Source organism: Lacimonas salitolerans (genome assembly GCF_042677865.1).
Classification (GTDB): Bacteria; Pseudomonadota; Alphaproteobacteria; order Rhodobacterales; family Rhodobacteraceae; genus Lutimaribacter; species Lutimaribacter salitolerans.
Genome location: NZ_JBHUDD010000154.1, coordinates 36,570 through 54,812 on the forward strand (window position 1 = coordinate 36,570; position 18,243 = coordinate 54,812).

The 18,243-nt window shown below is 61.1% G+C and carries 1 protein-coding gene (cut by a window edge); it reads left to right on the forward strand.

What is annotated here, in order from left to right; translation table 11 throughout:
• Positions 1-18,243 carry part of the coding region annotated (locus ACFTOW_RS17435; protein WP_379918076.1) for an Ig-like domain-containing protein on the forward strand (this coding region is incomplete at its 3' end). 35,504 nt of the annotated region lie to the left of the window's left edge, so 18,243 of the 53,747 annotated nt are shown.

Here is an 18,243-nt window from a genome sequence, read left to right on the forward strand (position 1 = left end):
CCGCATCATCAGCGGTGGCTCGCTCACGCTGGATGCGGGTCAGACCTTGTCCTTGTCAACCGCTTCGGGCGACTGGACAGATGCGCCGATGGCACTCAATTTGTTGGCTGGTAAGAACCTCAGTTTGCCCACCCAGCAGGCCTATCAGGCCCGAATGCTCAAGGTGGTTTCGGGCGAGTCGATCGAGGTGTCGCGGGAGCTGCGCATTGCTCAAGGAGCGACCGATGCCATCACTACCCTTTCAGGCAGACCCGTCCTTGCGGGCACCCGGGTCGAGCTGGTCTCTGGCCGCGATATCACGATCAATGCGCCCATCAGCACAGCTTTGCTTGTGGACGGCAATGTGGTTGCCGTTGAAAACATCGTGCTGTCGGCCGATAGCAGCTCGCCACGCCAAATTCAGGTGCGCGATACGCTCTCTGGTTTGCGGGTGGTGGAGACGGCTCAAGGGGTGCGATATCTTGAAGGCCAGGCGCCTGCCGAACAGAACGGCGCGGCCTATGACCCTGAAGGCAGCTATTGGGTGGATCACCGCAAGATCGGTAATGAGACTTGGTACGTCTTTGATGCACTGGATTTCCGGACGAATCCAGCGGGCACAGCGCTCAAGGTGCTGGCCAATAATGTCAGTGGCACCGGAACGCTGCGGCTGGACGATGCCAGCGGCACTGTGATCCCGACGCCCTCAAGTGCCAATGTGAGCGCGGGCAAGGTGGTCCAGGTCATGGACCGGGGTTTGACCCAAGTGGCCTCAGGCACCATTGCCGCTTTGCGCGCAGAGCTGGTGTTGTCTGCGCTGTCGCAGTCTGGCATCGTCACTCTCAAGCTGGGCGCGCCCGATGCGTCTGACGCGCTCGCGCCCACGGTATCGGCCGAGATCGCTGATCCTGATGACCTCACGGCTTTGGTCGCCGCCATAAACGAAAAGACGAGTACCACAGGCATTACGGCATCATTGGGCGATCCGGCCGGCACTCTCACTCTGACCCGCGGTGACAACCGCAGCGTCGTGGTTTCAGGCTTCACCCACAGTGCCAGCGGCACGCTGCAGGTCGCTGGCAGCCTGGGCGAGATGTTCACCTTGTCCACCGTAACCAACGCGGCCGATAGCCAGGCGGTACATGCTTATGCGCTGCGCCCAGTCAGCGAGGAGCAGTTCAGCGGCACCATCACGCTCAACCAGGGCACAGTGACTTACAACCAGGTGGCCATTCGTGCACAAAGCCCTGTCGGCACCACCAACGGCCATGTATCGGTCAGCGCCGGTCAAACCCTTGACCTGGACCGCATGACCATCGAGGCCACCGGCCGCGTTGAACTCACCACCCGCGGCGGTGCCGAAGCCGGTCAGCTCATGACGCTGGAAGATGCCAATGGGCGGGTGTTCGCGTGGAAAGTCTTGGCCGATGGCACCGATTTGAGTACTGGACCGTCGTGGAACCTGAACGAGATTCCCTCAGGGACCTGGACACTGCAATCGGTGTTGCGTGATGAGGCCGGCAACGTCTCGTATTCCAGCAGCTTCAGCAGCATCACGGGTACGGGCACTGCGCAAACACCGGGCTGGAGCGCGGTGAGCATCACAAGCAGTGGTACCTTCAACAGTGCTCAGCCCCAAATCCAAGGTCAAGTCACCGGCACGCCCTTTGCCCGCGTGGCCCTGTTTGTTGGCAGCACTCAGCTGGCGGAAGTGCGCTCTGACCAGAACGGCGACTGGAATGCCACCCTGCCCACCATGGCCGAGGGCACCCACACCTTGGTGGCCAAGGTGCTCAACGAAAACAGCACAGTGGCCCAAACATCGGCCGACGCGACGATCGTGGTGGCGACCGCTGTGCCCGATGCACCAGCCATTGCGAACTATTCTGGTGACACTGCCACGGGTGGAAATCTCTCGGGCACCGGCCCTGCCTATGCCAGCATCCGTATCTATTTGGATGGCGCGACCACGGAGTTGGCCACGGTCACCGCCGATGAAAGCGGCCAATGGACAACCTCAAGCCTGACGCTGGCCGACGGTTTGTGGCAGTTGCGTGCCACCGCCACGGTCGACGGGGTGGAAAGCGGTTTGTCTGGTGCCTACCAGCTCTCCATCGGCACCCAGCCTGATTTGCCGTCCAGCGCCATCACCCTCAGCGGGCATGCAACCGCGATCGTCATCAACCAGCGCAGCAGTTTTGAAGGCCTGGTGCTCAGCGGCACGGTGCAGCCCGGCGCTTCGGTCAGCCTGAACCTGACCCCAGGCTCGACCGCTAACCTCCGCGAGGCCTGGGTAGAGGGCGGCAACTGGTATTACCGGCTTACCGCTGCCGATATGGCGCTCCTTGGCGCCACACTAGACATCACGGTGAAAGATGCACGCGGTAGCGCCTACACCCTCACCAAGACGGTGTCCAAGGACATCGTGGCGCCGACGCTAACGGCCGGCATCGCGATAGGTTCTGGCACGGCCAGCGATACGGACATCACCCTCACTGTGGCCGATCGTAGCAGCGGGGTTACGGTGCAGGGCACTTCCGACGAAAGCGAGGTCTTCCTCAAACTCGGTGGTGCTGATGAGCAAGAGGTTGCCGTCACCGCAGGCGTTTGGAGCTATGCGCTGACCGATGCCGACTACGCCCTGCTGGGCAACGGGGCCACCACCTTCCGCGTGCGGGCGGTGGATGCTGCGGGCAATGAAATCACGCGCGTCCTGGGGGTCAACATCCAGGCCGTGGCGCCCAACCAACCCGTGATCGGCAGTATGCTGGGCGATAGCGGTCAGGCCGACTTCATTACCAAAAACCGATCAAGCCTCGTGGTGACCGGCAGCGTGGCCGTGGGCACCAGCTTGGACGTCACCGCCACGTGGGTGGCGGCGGCCGTTCCTGGCACCACCACTGCGCTGACGATCGCATCCAGCGCGATCACACTCGATCCGTTGACGGGCCTGTGGACAGTGCAGCTGCCGGATCAAACCGAAGATGGCACATTGACCCTGGAGGTCACGGCGACCAATTTGGCGGGTGTGGTGTCTGCCACCACCACCCAAGCCATCGTGCTCGATGCCACGGCGCCGGCGGCGCCTGAAGTGCTTGACATCACAGGCGCCAATGGGCGTCCCACGGTTTCAGGCACCGCTGAAGCGGGCAGCCTGGTCTCGGTCTTTGCAGATGCTGGTCTGCTAGGCCGGGCGCAGGCCGATGAAGACGGGGACTGGTCCTTCACGCCCGACTTTGCGCTGGCAGCGGGCGACTACGCCATCACCGCCAAGGCCACCGATGTGGCAGGCAACACCGGGGTAGCCTCGGCTGTAGTCAACCACACCGTGACTGGCGAGGGTCTGAGTTTTGTGCCCGTGACGGGCGATGATGTGGTCGATGCACTGGAGCGTGCTGGCACCATCACCCTCAAGGGCACGACCACCGGCAGCGAGGTTTGGGTGTCGGTCAACGGCGGTCACGCCGAGAGCGCGCCAGTCGAGCGCGTAGTACAGTCCATCACCTTTGCCAGCGATGGCGTGTACGCGGTTGCACCTGCCTTCACCCTGACTGATGGCACGAACACCCTGACTGGCATGGCGACGCTGAGCGATACGGGGATCCTGTCGATTCCATCGTCGTCCACCACTTTTAGCTCTACTCCGATTCTGACGATCACGCCCGAGCCGCTGCCCGACCTCGATGAGGTACCCGTGATCGCTGCCCCGCAGGAGCTGGGCAGCTTCACGCTGTCTGACAGTGAGAAGAAACTCGTGGTTACGCTGGCCGACGCGCAGGCTGCGGCCGTGGCTTCGCTCAATTTCACTGTGGGCGGGGTTGATGTCGATATGTCAGACGTCGATTTCAGTGAGGTCTCCACGCTGGCAGAACTTGCGACCGAGTTGGACAAGAGTCCGTCCATCGCGGTGACGGTGGAGAACGACCAGCTCGTAATCACGCCGGAAGATTCTGCCCAGACATTTGCTCTGCCAGTTGGTGCCACTGGGGCCTTCCTTGACGCCAGGGTTGCAGTAGCAAGCATCCATTTGCAGGCCAGTGATCTGTTGCCCTCCCAGACGGCTTTTGTTCTGGTGCCTCAGATCAGCCTCACCAATGGCTCGCTTGGCACAGCCACCGGCGCCACAGCCACCGCCACGCTCAACGAAGACAAGTCGATCCTCACCATAGAGGTCACGCTGCCGAACAACCACAGCTACACTGTGGGCGACACGCTCGATCTGGCCCTCAGTTCTGTAGTGACCGCCGCAGGCAATGCCACCGTCACGCTCAACAGCAGCGAGTCTTCTTGGTCTTATGAGCTGTCGGAAGCCCAGGAGGTTGAGCTGGACAGCCGGGTGGGCACCATCGGCAGCATCGACATCCGCAGCGGCGGAACGGGTTACCTTGGTGGGGGCAGCGGCACGCTGGGGCTTACGCTGTTGGCGCCCGCCAGCGGAACAACTGCCACTGCAGAAGCCACGGTTGCTGGAGGGGTGATCACGGCAGTCACGGTCTCGAATTCGGGTAGCGGTTATGACGCATTGCCCACAGTGACCATTCCCACGCCCGACGGTGGTACAGGGGCAGATTTGTCGGCGGTGTTTGCCACGGCCAGTATCACGGTCGACAGCGTTCAGACGCTCGACAGCGGTAACGCCATTACCCGCACGATTGACCTTCCCCTGCCGACCAGCGCTTTTGAGGGCACACCTGCTGCGCCCCAGATTGAGCTGATCAGCGGTGGCTCGGCGACCGAGGTGGCCCGCGTGGCGGGTCGTGCCGATGCCGGCGCTGAGGTGGATATCTACAAAACCAGCGTTCATCCAGACAACAAACTGTTGGGGGGCACGGTCAAAGCGGACGCTGACGGCCACTGGTCCTTTGATCTCACAGGTCAACCCGGTCTGACCACTGGCACGGTGTTGCTGGCCACGGCGCGTAGCACCACGCTCACCAGCGCGGCGTCCAATGCTGTGACCTTCACCAGCGGCGCGCCTGCAGTGCAGTTCGGCGTGGTGGCGGGCGATGATGTCATCACCCGTTCCGAGGCTGGTCAGGGTGTGGTGTTGCAAGGCACGGCCGGCCAGGATGTCAGCAGCGTGACCTTGTCAGTGGAGGGCAGTGCGACGCCTATAGAGGCCAGCCTCACCCCAAGCCTGACTGGCACCAACTGGTCGTTGACGCTGAGCCTGGCCGAATTGGAATCCTTGGGCGATGGTGCTCGCGACTTCGTCCTGAGCGCCACCAGTGACGCCGGTACCATGGAGCTGACGCGCACGGTCGAAGTGCGGGTGGCCCAGCCCACCACGGTGCCGACCATCAGCACTGCGGTCGTCAATGGCGAGACGGTGCAGGTCACGGGGACCGCGCCCGCCTTGACCGAGGTTCTGCTGTTTGCCCGCGACGAGGGCGCTGGCGGCGGCATTATTGGGGCTGTGGGGCAGGGCGTGGCCTTGCAAACCTATGCCATCGACCTTGCTGGTGCCACCAGCGGCACGTTCACGATTACCGTGACTAACGCGAACGACACCGAGCAGACGGAAGCACTAGCCTTCGACGCCACCCCCGAGGATGTGGTTGCAGCCCTCAACGCGGTGTCGTTGGTAGGCGCCGAGGGCGTGGTCTACCAAGATGGCCGTTATGTGCTCTCGCGCGCGCTGACGGCAGCCGGTGCCAGCCTGGAGATCACCGATCCGACCACTTTGACAGGCGGCACGGGCACTGCAACCTTGACACCGGACGTGCGCTGGCAGATCACGACCAGTCCCTTGCAGCCGGGCAGCTACCGTTTTGCCGCCGTCTCGGTGGACGCCTTCGGGAATTACAGCACCATCGGTGCAAACAGCGATGAGGTCGCCGTCACGCCAGCCGCAGGCAGCTTGCCCACAATTCTGGCGATCGATGTCGACAGCGGGCGTCCAGCCGACGGTCGCACCAACGACACCACACCCGCCTTCCTTGGCACAGCTGCGGCGGGCAGCACGGTGCGGGTGTCTGTCCGTACACTCACCGACCCCGCTAACAACACCTACAGCTACACTGATCTGGGCGATGCGGTAGCTAACGAATCAGGTTTCTGGACCGTGGAAACCAGTACGGCATTGGCCAACGACAACACGGTGCAAACCCTCACCCTGCCTGCAGGGCAGGACTTCCGCTTGGGGGTCAGCTTAGATGGCTCGGAGTTTGTGACCGCCAGCTTGCCCTCGGACATTACAGCAGATGCGCTGGCGCTGGCGATCGAAGATGCCCTCGGGGCCTACCCGGGTGTTGACCTACAGGTAACCCACACAAACGGGGCCTTCACCCTGACGTTTGCGGGAACACTACAGGGTCTTTCGATTGCGGCTGTGAACATTTATGAGGCGGCAGATGAATTGGCCCCGCTTGGCGGTGCTTCGAGTACGGTACTCACCGCAGGTGCCGGCCACTACACCATCGTGGCGCGCAATGTGGCGGGCGGTGTTGTCGGTGCCGATTCAGAGGTTTACCGGCTTGTGGTCGACACCTATGTGCAGCCACCCGTGATCACCACCCCATCGGGCACGGTTGGCAACAACCGGCCGGTGCTTTCGGGAACCTCGGATCCGGGCTCACGCGTGCTGGTCTATGCGGATGCGCAAGCGATCGGCGAGGCCCTAACGAATGCGGCCGGCGTGTGGCAATTCATCCCTGCGCTGGACCTGCCCGAAGGAGCGCACACGCTCACGGCCAAGACCCTGGACCTTGCAGGCAATCTGAGTGCGGCTTCTTCGCCAGTGACTTTGACGATCGCCACTGCCGCACCCGGTTTGAGTTGGGGTGCGGTGGCGGGCGACAACATCGTTTCGGCAACAGAGCGCGATGCTGGCGTGGTGCTGGCGGGTGGTGTCAATAGCGCCACACAGGTGATTGTGTCTTTTGCCGGAGTGTCTCGCCAGGCCAGCATCGACGATGGGCGATGGACCTACGCCCTCAGCGGTGACGACTATGCAGCCATCGGCTCCGGCCTTACCCCAGTCACCATCCGAGCGGTCAATAGCCTAGGTGTGGAGACTTCGCAAACCCGCTCGGTTGACTTTGACCTGGCTCGTCTGGCCATTCCGGGGGCACCAACACTCGCCGGTGGTAAGCTAACTGTGTCGCCAGGTCAGGTGGGGCATGTGACCAATACCACCCACAGGCTTACTGCCGACACCTTGGTGGTCAATTCGGCGGGCACCATTGGGCTGCTCACCGATGTGCGGCGTGCCGAACTCTCGACCCCTGCCACTGGCAACGAGCTCAACATCGCCATTCGCAACGCCAATGATCTGGAACTGCTGGCCAGTGCGGGGGGCGGGCGTTTGCTGGCCACCACGGGTGAGACGCTCACTTTGCGCGATGTCCGCTTTAGCGGCGCGGCCCTCAATACCAACCGCATGGATTTCCTAGCCGGCGCTGGTGGCGTGTTCATTGATTATGTGGATGCAGGGTACGCCGGGTCGGCTTTAAACAATAGTGGCACGGGTGGGGAGATTTATATCCGCACGTCTGGCACTGTGCGTGAAGACCCCAACAGCTCTGCGTTCGACCGATTTGAGGGTGTGGCTTGGGACAACTTCACCGCCGATCGGTCACGCAGTACCGATGTGGTGGCCAAAAAGTTCGAGACCATTTCCTACAACCAGGTGGCAGGCACCACAAATCTTTCCACCTACAACAACAGCATCCTCTCCGTGACTGGTCTTGAGCTCTCGGAGAACCTGCGTCGCACTGCAACCACCAGTGTCAAAGTGGGCTGGGACAGCACCCTCTCAAAGTCCGACTTGATCAACTCTACTGGACAGCAGTACGATCTGGCTGGCTACTACACCACCAATCTGGTGAGCTCTAGCCTCACAGGGGTCACATGGGATTCTGCGGATTTGGCTGTGGTGGGCGCTTACACCACAGGGCTGGTCAATCTGGAGGCCCGAGACTTGAGTGCCACGGGCACCGTCTCCAGCGGCAGCACCTTGCAGCTTGACGCCCATGACCAGCTTGTCTTGGCCCCCGAAACCTTGCTGGAATCACGCAACGACAGCGCCATCACTTTGCTCGCTGGTGCCGGTGGCATCAGCATGGCAAGCAATGCAGAAATCAGCTCCACCGGCGCCATCAACCTCACGACCAGCAGCGGCGGCGACATGGTGCTGGGCACGCTGAGCGGCGGCGCAGGCGGTGCCACTCTCAATGCGGCTGGCGACGTGCAACTGGGCAGCACCACACTCGCGGCCAGCGGAGCGCTGAGCATCACCGCTGCGGGCAGCGTCAGCGGCACGCAGGCGCTGAATGTGGGCGGTGTCACCACCATCAACAGCTCTGCCACCACCACTACCACCGCCATCACGGCCACGGTCAGCGGCGGTTCCCTCAGTGGGCTGACGCTCGCCGACAGCCTGCCGGACTGGCTGACGGCAGCCAATGCCGACCGGATCGCCGTCAACGTCTCAACGCCGAACAATGGTTACCGGGCGCAGGTGGTACTGGACTTTGTCGACGGACAGCCACAGGCTCGCATCGTCGACGCTGGCTCGGGCTACACCAGTGATCCGGTCATCACCATCACCTATGCCGGCGCGGTACAACTCACCGGCTCCAATGACTTTGGTGCCGCACTCACCATTGCCGATGCCAGCCACGTGACCGTCAACGACATCAATGCCCTGAGTCTGGGCACGCTCAGCGCCGCGGGCAACGTCGCATTGAGCGCAGGTGCAGGCGGCGCCATCAGCAGCTCGGGCGCCGTGCAGGTCGGTGGCGACATGACGCTGACGACCACCGGAGACACCGGACACATCACGCTGGATCATGCAGACAACAGCTTTGCGGGTGATCTCACCGTCGATGCGGGAGGCGACGTCCGTCTCAGCTCCATCGGCGGCCTGCACATGACTTCGGCCCGCATTGGCAACAACCTTCACATCCAGGCCTTTGCATCAGGGGACGAGAGCCAAGGCGTGCGCAACAGCGGCGGTTGGGAGGTACAAGGCACGACGCAGATTGAGGCGGCTGGCCAGGATGTGGTGCTCACCGCCGATCACCAGTTTGTGGGCGCGGTCAGCATCAATGCGCATAATTTGGTTATCAACGACATCGATGACATCATTCTGGGTGACCTCAACATCACCGGCACTTTGACGGTGTTGGCCGGTGGCAGCATCACCAGCACGGGCAGTATTGTGGTGGCGGGCCATAGCTTGTTGCAGGCGTCAACGGACATCACATTGGGTGGTAGCAATGACTTCAGCAGCCTGTCTGTTGCCAGTGCGCAGAATGTCACCGTCAACGACATCAACGGCATCGATCTGGCCGGCCTGAGCCTGAGCGGGAATCTCGATCTGAGCGCGGCCGGTGTCGTGACCGATAGTGGTGCCACCGTGGTCGGCGGTACCACCACGGTCAACGCGGGGGCGGGCGCCATCACCCTCGACGCTGGCTTGCGCTCCACGGGCGCCATCAGCCTGACCGGTGGCGACATCACTCTGGGTGAGACGGCGGCCACCAGCGATATGACGCTTGACGCCAGCGGGACGGTGGTGCTGGCCCACAACGCCAGTGACACCCTGGCGGTGGGCGGCAACCTCATCCTCAACGCAGGCGGTGCCGTGAGCGATGCCGGCGCGCTGCGCATTGGCGGGACCACCAGCATCTTGGCCACCGGCCAAAGCGTCACGTTGGATAGCATAGGTAACGACTTCGTGGGCACCGTGAGCCTGAACGTGGGCAGCGCCACGCTGAGCGACGCCAATGCCCTCACGCTTCTGACCTCTATAGTCAGCGGTGCCCTGGTGCTCAACACCGGCGCAGGACTCGATTTGGGCACCACCAGTGCCAGCACGCTGAGTATCAACGCGCAAGGCGCGCTCACCAACAGTGGTGCAATCAGCGTCATGGGCACGACCACGCTCAATTTGGGCGGCTCCGACGCCATACTCGACCATGCCAGCAATGACCTGGGCACGCTGGTCATCACCAGTGCGCGTAACGTCACCCTCAGCGACGCCAGCGGCCTGGTCCTGGGCAGTGCCAGCCTCAGCGGGCATCTTGACCTGGTCCTGGATGGCTCCCTCACGCAAATTGCCGACACCGGCCTGAGCGTCGCCGGCAGCACCACACTGGCAGTGGGCAGCGCCAACGACATAACGCTGACCAATATGAACGGAGCTGTCTCGCGCAACGACTTTGGTGGTGCGGTCACGATCACCAGTGGCAACCATGTGAGCTTGAGCGATCGCAACGCGCTCACGCTAGCGGCCTCGACTATCAGCGGTGACTTTACCGCGATCACCGGCGGCTTGTTGTCGGACAGCGGCAACCTCAGTATCGCCGGCAACCTGAGCCTGAACGCCGGCAACCACGACATTGCGCTCGATAACGCCAATACCCTAGGCGGCTCGGTTACCGTGCTCAGTGCGCGCAATCTCACGCTGCGCGACAGCGATGCGCTCGCCCTCGGCGACGTCATGCTCAGCGGCAACCTGAACCTGGAGGCCGGTGGCAGCATCACGCAGGCCAGCGCCACAGCCCGTGTGCAGGTGGACGGACGCAGCGAGATCACGGTGGCCGACGGCAGCGACGTGTTGCTGGGTAATTCCAGCACAGGTTCGGCAAACAACCGCTTTGGCGGCACGGTGTCGGTGGCCAGCGGAGCGCGTGACATCCAGCTGAGCAGCGATGTAGCACTCGACCTAGGCAACATCAGTGCCAGCCGCGATCTGACCTTGCTTGCCAATGCGGCCATCACCGACAGTGGCAGCCTTAATATTGGCCGTGATCTGTCTTTGACAGCGGCCAGTGCAGCCGCAACGCCCTTGGCCCAAAACATCACACTCGACGACAGCAACCACAGCGTGGGTGGTGCCATCAGTGCCAGCGGCGCGGCCATCACCCTGCGTGAAAATGCCGCCCTGCAGCTGGGTACGGTCAGCGCTGCTGGCGACCTAAGCCTGACCGCCGCTGGCGCCATAACCAGCACTGGCGCTGTTATGGCCAGTGGCGCCACCCGAATCGATGCAGCAGGTAACGATGTAACCCTGACGCACGCCGCCAACGACTTTACCGGCACTGTGACCGTCGTGAATGCTGCCAGCATCGACCTGCAAGATGCCAACGCGCTCAGCTTTGCTGGTGCTGCTGTAGGGGCCAGTGCCAGCCTCAGCCTTCAGGCAGGTGGCGCGCTCACCCTGGTGGGAGCGGTCAGCAGCGGCAGCGCCATGAACCTGAACGGGGTGGGCGTGCACATCGGCCAAACGGCGGCAGGTGGTGCGCTTACAGTGCAGGCTGGCAGCGACGCACTGACCCAGTCCAGCAACACGCAGCTGCGTGTGGCTGGTTCCAGCAGCTTGACCGCAGGTGCCCTCACGCTCGATCAGGCCAACAGCTTTGGCGGAGAGGTGGCGCTGAGCACCACAGGTGGCGCCTCGGGTCATGCCATGCTTCGCGCGACAGCGGCGCTGGCACTTGACGCTTCTTCGATTCAAGGCAACCTCACTATCACAGCAGCCGGCGCCCTGACGCAGGATGGCGCGCTGACGGTGACAGGTACTACTAGCCTGAATGTGGGCAGTGCCAACGACCTCACGCTCGACCATGCAGGCAATAACTTCACAGGGGCTGTGCGCGTGGTGTCGGCACACGACGCGACGCTTCGTGACCTCGACGCTTTGCACCTGAGCGCCAGTACCGCCCGTCACCTCAACGTGCAGGTTGGTGGTAGCTTGAATCTGGGTGCCAGCAGTGTTGGCGGTGGGCTGGTTGTGAAGGGTGCCTCGATTGCAACGACTGGTGTTCTGGAAATTGCGAATGACTCGCTGCTAGAGGCGGGCACAGGGGCAGTCACACTCGATTCTGACAATATTTTTGGTGGCAAAGTGGGCGTTGTTTCGGCGGGTGATCTGACGCTGACATCGGCAGGTGCGCTGATCCTTGACGATGTTACGGCAACCGGCAATGTGACGCTGATCACTACAGGGCGACTGAGCCAGTCTGATGCAACTGCGCTTCACTTTGGTGGCGATGTTGCGCTAGATGTCGGCGATGGCAATGACATTGTCCTGACGCAGGCCGCGAACGTATTTGACGGCACTGTAACCATCATGTCTGGCCGTGATGCCGCTATCAGCGCAACAGGAGCGCTGTCACTGGGTAAAACAAGCCTTGACGGCGATCTGACCGCGACTGCAACTGGGGCTGTTACGCTTGCCGCCAGCACTATTGGCGGGGCACTGGCCCTGTCCGCGGGTGGAAATATCAGTCAGACCGGAGCCCTTGATGTCGGGGCGGAAACGCATCTGACGGCAGGTGCCAACGATATTCTCCTGACGAGGGCTGACAACGTATTCACAGGCGAGGTCATCATCGTCAGTGCCACCGATGCAGCAATCAAAGCTGCGGGGGCGCTGCTGCTTACGGCGCAGACAGAGGGCGATCTGTCGCTGACTGCGACAGGCGCTGTCGCTTTGGGCGAAACTGCGGTTGGCGGTGATCTTGCGATCAATGCCGGAGGGGATATTACCCAATCCGCCCTTGGTCTGGCGCTGACCGTAGCCGGCACGACCACCCTTGATGCGGCTGGCTTTGATATCACGCTTGCCAATAACGGGACTGAGGCTGACTCAGTGCTGATCAATGACTTCAGCGGCGAAGTGACCGTGATTGCGGCGAAGAATGTCACCCTGCGCGACAAGAATGTACTGACCTTCCGCACAGGTGCAGACGGTGTGATCGACATTGCTGGCAATGCGGACATCTATGCAAAAACACAGCTTTATTTGGGGCATGTAACTGTCGGAGGGGTGCTGTCGGCGCGTGGGAACTTCACGATGACCGGAAATGTGACAGGGGAAACGATCTCACTTGTCTCTGACAGCTTCCTTGACATGGCGGGCTTTAGCGCAATCGCAACAGGGGCTGGAAAGGCCGGGTCGATTTCGGTTTCGGCGGTTGGCAACATAACGCTGGGTCGTCTGCGCACCGATGCAGGTGATGTGACAGTGACCAGCGCAACCGGTACCATAAGCGACGGGTTGGGCACACAAGAGCGGAACATTTCGACCAAAGGTCAAGCATCGCTTGTGGCGGCTTCTGGCTCGATCAACCTTATACTTTGGAACGATCTGGGTGCGGCAGGTTGGGGCGACGAAGACAACACGATCAACGTGGTTGCCAACAGCATCGGTGATGTGATTGCGCCTGATGGTGTCACGATCGGGCTGGGCGATGGTGCAAGCGCAGGCAATTTCGGCGGAATACTGGAAACGCAAGGGGCACTGTCGCTGAACTTCGGCACTTCGGACTTTGTTATGAAGGCCGGGTCTGCTTTGCGGTCCGCTACCTCGATCACCCTTGAATCCACAGGCGACATGGTCCTGTCCGAGGTGTCCGCAGGCAAAGGGCATATTGCGACAATTTCGACCACGGGCGCTGTGACTGGTCTGGTCAATGCGAACGGGGCTGCAAATGTGACGGGTGGCGTGATCAGCCTTAAGGCTGAAAGCATCGGCACTGGCACGCAGGCCCTGACGGTGAACGCATTGTCTGGGACGGTCAACGGAAAGATAAAAATTGATACGTCTGTCTTGAGTGGCGATGTGAACCTAGAAGTTGTCAATGCGCTGAATGCCAATGGCACGCCGCAGACGGTGGAATTGGGAACGAAAGAAAACGATTGGGACTTAAGCGGTTCGTTGCAGATCAGCGCCTCTCGCGCAAACCTGAAAATAGCGGGCGAGATCAAAGCGGCGACGATTGATATCGAAGCGCAGTCAGGTCGCCTTGATATGGCTGCTGGCGCAACTGTTGTCTCGGATGGTGATTTAAAGCTTGCGGGCGCTGCTGGCCTGTCGGTCAGCACGATCTCCGGCAGCAACCACAACAACGCGCAGGCCATCATTCTATCGGCTTCGGGTGGAAACATTACCGATGCAAATGCCGATGCAACGGTTAATGTCACGACGGTGGGCGCACTGACGCTTTCGGCGCAGGCCATCGGCAGTACGGGCCTAGGTGCGTTCGATGTCGTTACTGGCCAGATCGCTTCGGTCACCACGACTTCGGCCACTGCGGGGGCTGCGTTTATTCGTGCGCTCGATACTGAAACGACGGTTTTGCACAATGCGGCCGTGACAGGCTTGTTGAATATCACCACGCCGGGCAGTGATCTGTCGCTGACGGGTACGGTCAATGCCCGCACACTTGTTCTTGATGCACGGCCATCTGTGTCGGGCGAAGGCCAGAAGATCACGCAGGCTGCAACAGCGCGGCTGAGCGCAATCGAATCTGCAACTCTGCTTGCCTCGGGTGACGTGTCGATTGCGCGGCTGTCAGGCGGTAGTGGTGCGCTCTCCATTGTGACCGGGGGCGATATCCTCGCGGTGGCAAATGGTGGTGCCGGGCGTGCGGCGGCGAACCTGTCGCTTGGGACCGGGGCGCTAAGCCTCAATGCTAAGGCGATCGGGACTAAGAACGCGGCCTTGGTCATGGATGTGGCGAACATCGCCGAATTGCGGGCCGCCGAAATCAACATTACGTCGCTGCGGGCGGCGGAATTGCGGGCGTTGGAGACTGAAGGCAAGGCACGTTTTGCCCAGACGGGCGATCTGGTTCTGGCTGGCCGCATCAATGCAAATGCGCTGGATCTATCAGTATTCGAGGGCGACCTTACTCAGGTGGCGGCGGCGACACTGACTGTGACAGGAAATCTTGATCTGTGGGTTGCTGGTGACATTACACTTGTGTCGATGGTCAGCCTTACCGGGAACATCAATCTTGTCGCGGGCGGCACATTGATTGACGGCACCAGCAACAGCGAGCAAGCGCTGCTGCGCACTGCTGCGCTTGACGGCACGGTATCTTTGCATGCTGCGCGGATTGGCTCTGGCGGCGCTGGCGATATCGATATCGCATCGAACAGGCTGGTCAGCGCGGTTGCGACGCAGGGCAGCGTTGCGTTGTCTTTTGATCGCGTGGTCAGTGTGGGCAATATATCCGCCACCCATGATGTGGTCGTAACCAACAGCGTTGGTGCAATGTCGATAACGGGCGCTGTGACAGGCCGCGCGATCACCCTTACCTCCAGCGCCGGTGCGCTGGGTATCGACGCAGGCGCAACTGTCGCTGCCCAGACGTTGCTTGCGCTGACTGCGGGTCGTGGCGATCTGACACTGACGCAGGCAAGTGTCAGTTCTGTTGATGGGACTGCGCGACTGGCTGCCTCTGGCCGCATCCTGAATGGTCTTTCGGATGCAACGGTTTGGAACCTTGTGGCGCCGGGGCAGACGATCATCAATGCGGCGGGTATAGGCTCCGGCACTGACGGGCGCGTTGCGCTGCAAGTGGGGACGGTAAACACGCTGGCATCGACCGGGGCTGTCTGGCTTCGCCTTGATGAAACCGCGCATGAAACGGGCATTTTGCTGCGTGGCATCAATATGCAAGGCCAATCGCTGGATGCGACCATTGGGACGGGCGATCTGGTGATTGAGGGCACCAACACCGCGCAAAGCGCTCGTCTTGATGTTGCCGCGGGCACGATCATGATGCGGGACGGGTCAAGCCTGACCACTTTGGGCGATCTGACCTTGCGCGCAGATGGCGATATCGGGCTGTCGCGTTTGGTCACCTCGACGGGGACCGTCACACTGGATGCAGGCGAAAATGGCCGTATTCTGGACGTGACCGCAGCAGAGACGGCGAATATCTCCGACACAGGTGGGGCGGGCAAGGTTGTGCTGACAGCGAAGGCTGTCGGGACAAAAACACCTGCATCCGCCCAGCAACAGATCAACCTGACCAGCGTGACGGGCGGCACTTTCCGGTTGAACGTTATTGTGGATGCCCGTGTCTATACGACAGCAGGTATCGCTTGGGACGCTGATGATGCGACGATTGCTGCCGCACTTCTTGCAGCATCGCACTTCAATTCCCAAACCCGTCAGCAAGAGACACTTGCCGATTTCGGGGCGGCATTCGCGGTATCGGACAGGGCGGTGACTTTCGGCGGCAGTCTGGAAAATCGGGCGATGCCGGTCATGACGCTGGATCGCAGCGCGCTTGTGAATGGCACGAGTTCTGACATTTCCGAGATCATAGTGGGTTCGCCCAACGCAGGTGATATCAACCTGAATATCGGAACTGTATCGGGTATTTCGGGGGGCGTTGACGGAGTCTATCTGCGCTCGGAGCGCGCGCTTGGTATAGGCGCAATCAACATCACCGGCGAGTTGCAAGTCGATGTCGACGAGGGTGATCTGACACTCTTTGCTGACCAGTCTGCGGGCCGCGTGAGTCTGTCAGTGGCCCTTGGGAGGTTGACCCAGTCGGATGGCCGCACTCTCAATAGCCTAGCCGAAAGTGGCGACGTTTCGGAAATCACGGCGTTGCGCGATATCACCCTGTCGCGGGTAGATGTGAGGCGGGGCGATCTGTCGGTTGACAGCGCACTGGGCAGAATAGTTAACGGCCGCACGATGGATCCTGCCGCAGGTATCGACGGGCAAGAAAACATTTTGGTCCGTGATGGTCAGCTAATCACTCTGTCAGGTCAGACGATCGGAACGCGTTTCGAGGGCGGTGCAATTGGCGTTGCTGCGCAGAATGTCGGTGTGATTTCGGCACAGGCTGGCGGCGGTTTCGTCACTCTCACTGGTGTTGACGGGGCTGTGGCCTCGATTGACAGGCTCAGTGCGCCATCCGAAGGCGCAGACCTGCGCCTTGATGTGACCCGCGGCGGTGTCCGGCTGGGCGAGGTTCTTGCCGCTGGGAATGTTTCGGTAAGTGCTGCGGGCATAGATGAAGATACCGGGATTGAACTGGGGAATGTCACCGCTGAAAGCGCGCTCACGCTATTGGCGACAACGGGCGACATAACGCAGATTTCGGATAAAGGGATCACTGCAAACGGGGCCGGAGCGATAACCACTTTGTCTGCGGGCGGCGACATCGTTTTAACCAACGCGATGAATAATTTCGATACGCTGACTGTTCTGACAGCTGCAAATGCCGAGTTGTTCGACAAGGACGGCCTTGATCTTGCTGCCATTACCGTTGCAGGGGATGTAAGCCTTGTCATTTCCGGTGCAACGCAGGTGCTGGATGCACAGACTGTTTCCGCAGGAAACACTGTTGAAATCGAACTGTCGAGCGGGTCACTGACATTGTTGGCTGACAGCACAGTGCGTGCAATTTCGGGCGACCTACTCGTTAAGCTACGTGATGGTGGCGTTGCAGGGACTGCCAGCAGCACCTTGGAGGCAGGAAAAGATGTCGTGCTGACCTCTGAGGGCAGTGTCATCTTGGGTGGTACCACCGACATTCAGGCAGGACGCAATGTGCAGATCACGCTTTCAGGCGGGCTGACACTGACCGACACGACCAGCATCACGGCCGAGACCGGGAAAATCCTGGTCCATGCAACATCGAGTGGTGGTTTGTCAGCTTCCGGGGGCACCACCCTGTCAGGGAATGCGGGCATCGCAGTTGATCTGGCGCAGGGCGAAATGCGCGTTTCTGGCACTACAAGCCTGACATCGGAGACTGGCGACGTTTCGCTGCGCCTGCGCGATGGTGCATTGGCAATGTCAGGAACGACGACGATCGCAGCCGAGGGTATCGATATACTCCTCGAGACTGCCGCGCGGGCGTTCACCATGGCCGGTGCCACGACGATCACAGCGCGCAGTGGCGACATTGGCCTTGTGCAGGAAGGTGGCACATTTGCAGCGTCCGGCGTCAGTACATTGACAGCTGAAGGTGATCTGTCCCTTACACAAAACGATCTGGGCAATGTATCTCTTCAGGGCGTCAGCACATTCAGGTCACTGTCGGGCGATGTGGCCTTTGATATACAAGAAGGCAATGTCAGCGTAGCCGGCGCCACGACACTCAATGCCGGCGAAGATATAGCGCTGATGCTGGGCTCTGGCGATCTGACGTCGAGAGGGGCCACGCAATTCCAGACCGAGGGCGGCGATATCGTGATCCGCCTGCTGGATGGCACAGCCACCCTGAGCCAGCGTAGCATAATGAATGCGGCATCTGGGCTTCAGCTCGACGCATCGGGCGGTGTTGCGGCTTCTGGTGTGACCGATATACGCGCGGGCGCAAATGTGTCGCTGGCGGTCCACGATGGAGATATCCGTTTAACAAATACAAGCACGCTTGAAGCGCTCGAAGGGACGCTCTTGCTTGAGATTGTCACGGGTGACGTGGTGCTGGCGGGTGAGACGGCAGTGACGGCGGGGGCTGATCTGTCGATCACGCTGGGCACCGGGACCATGCGGTC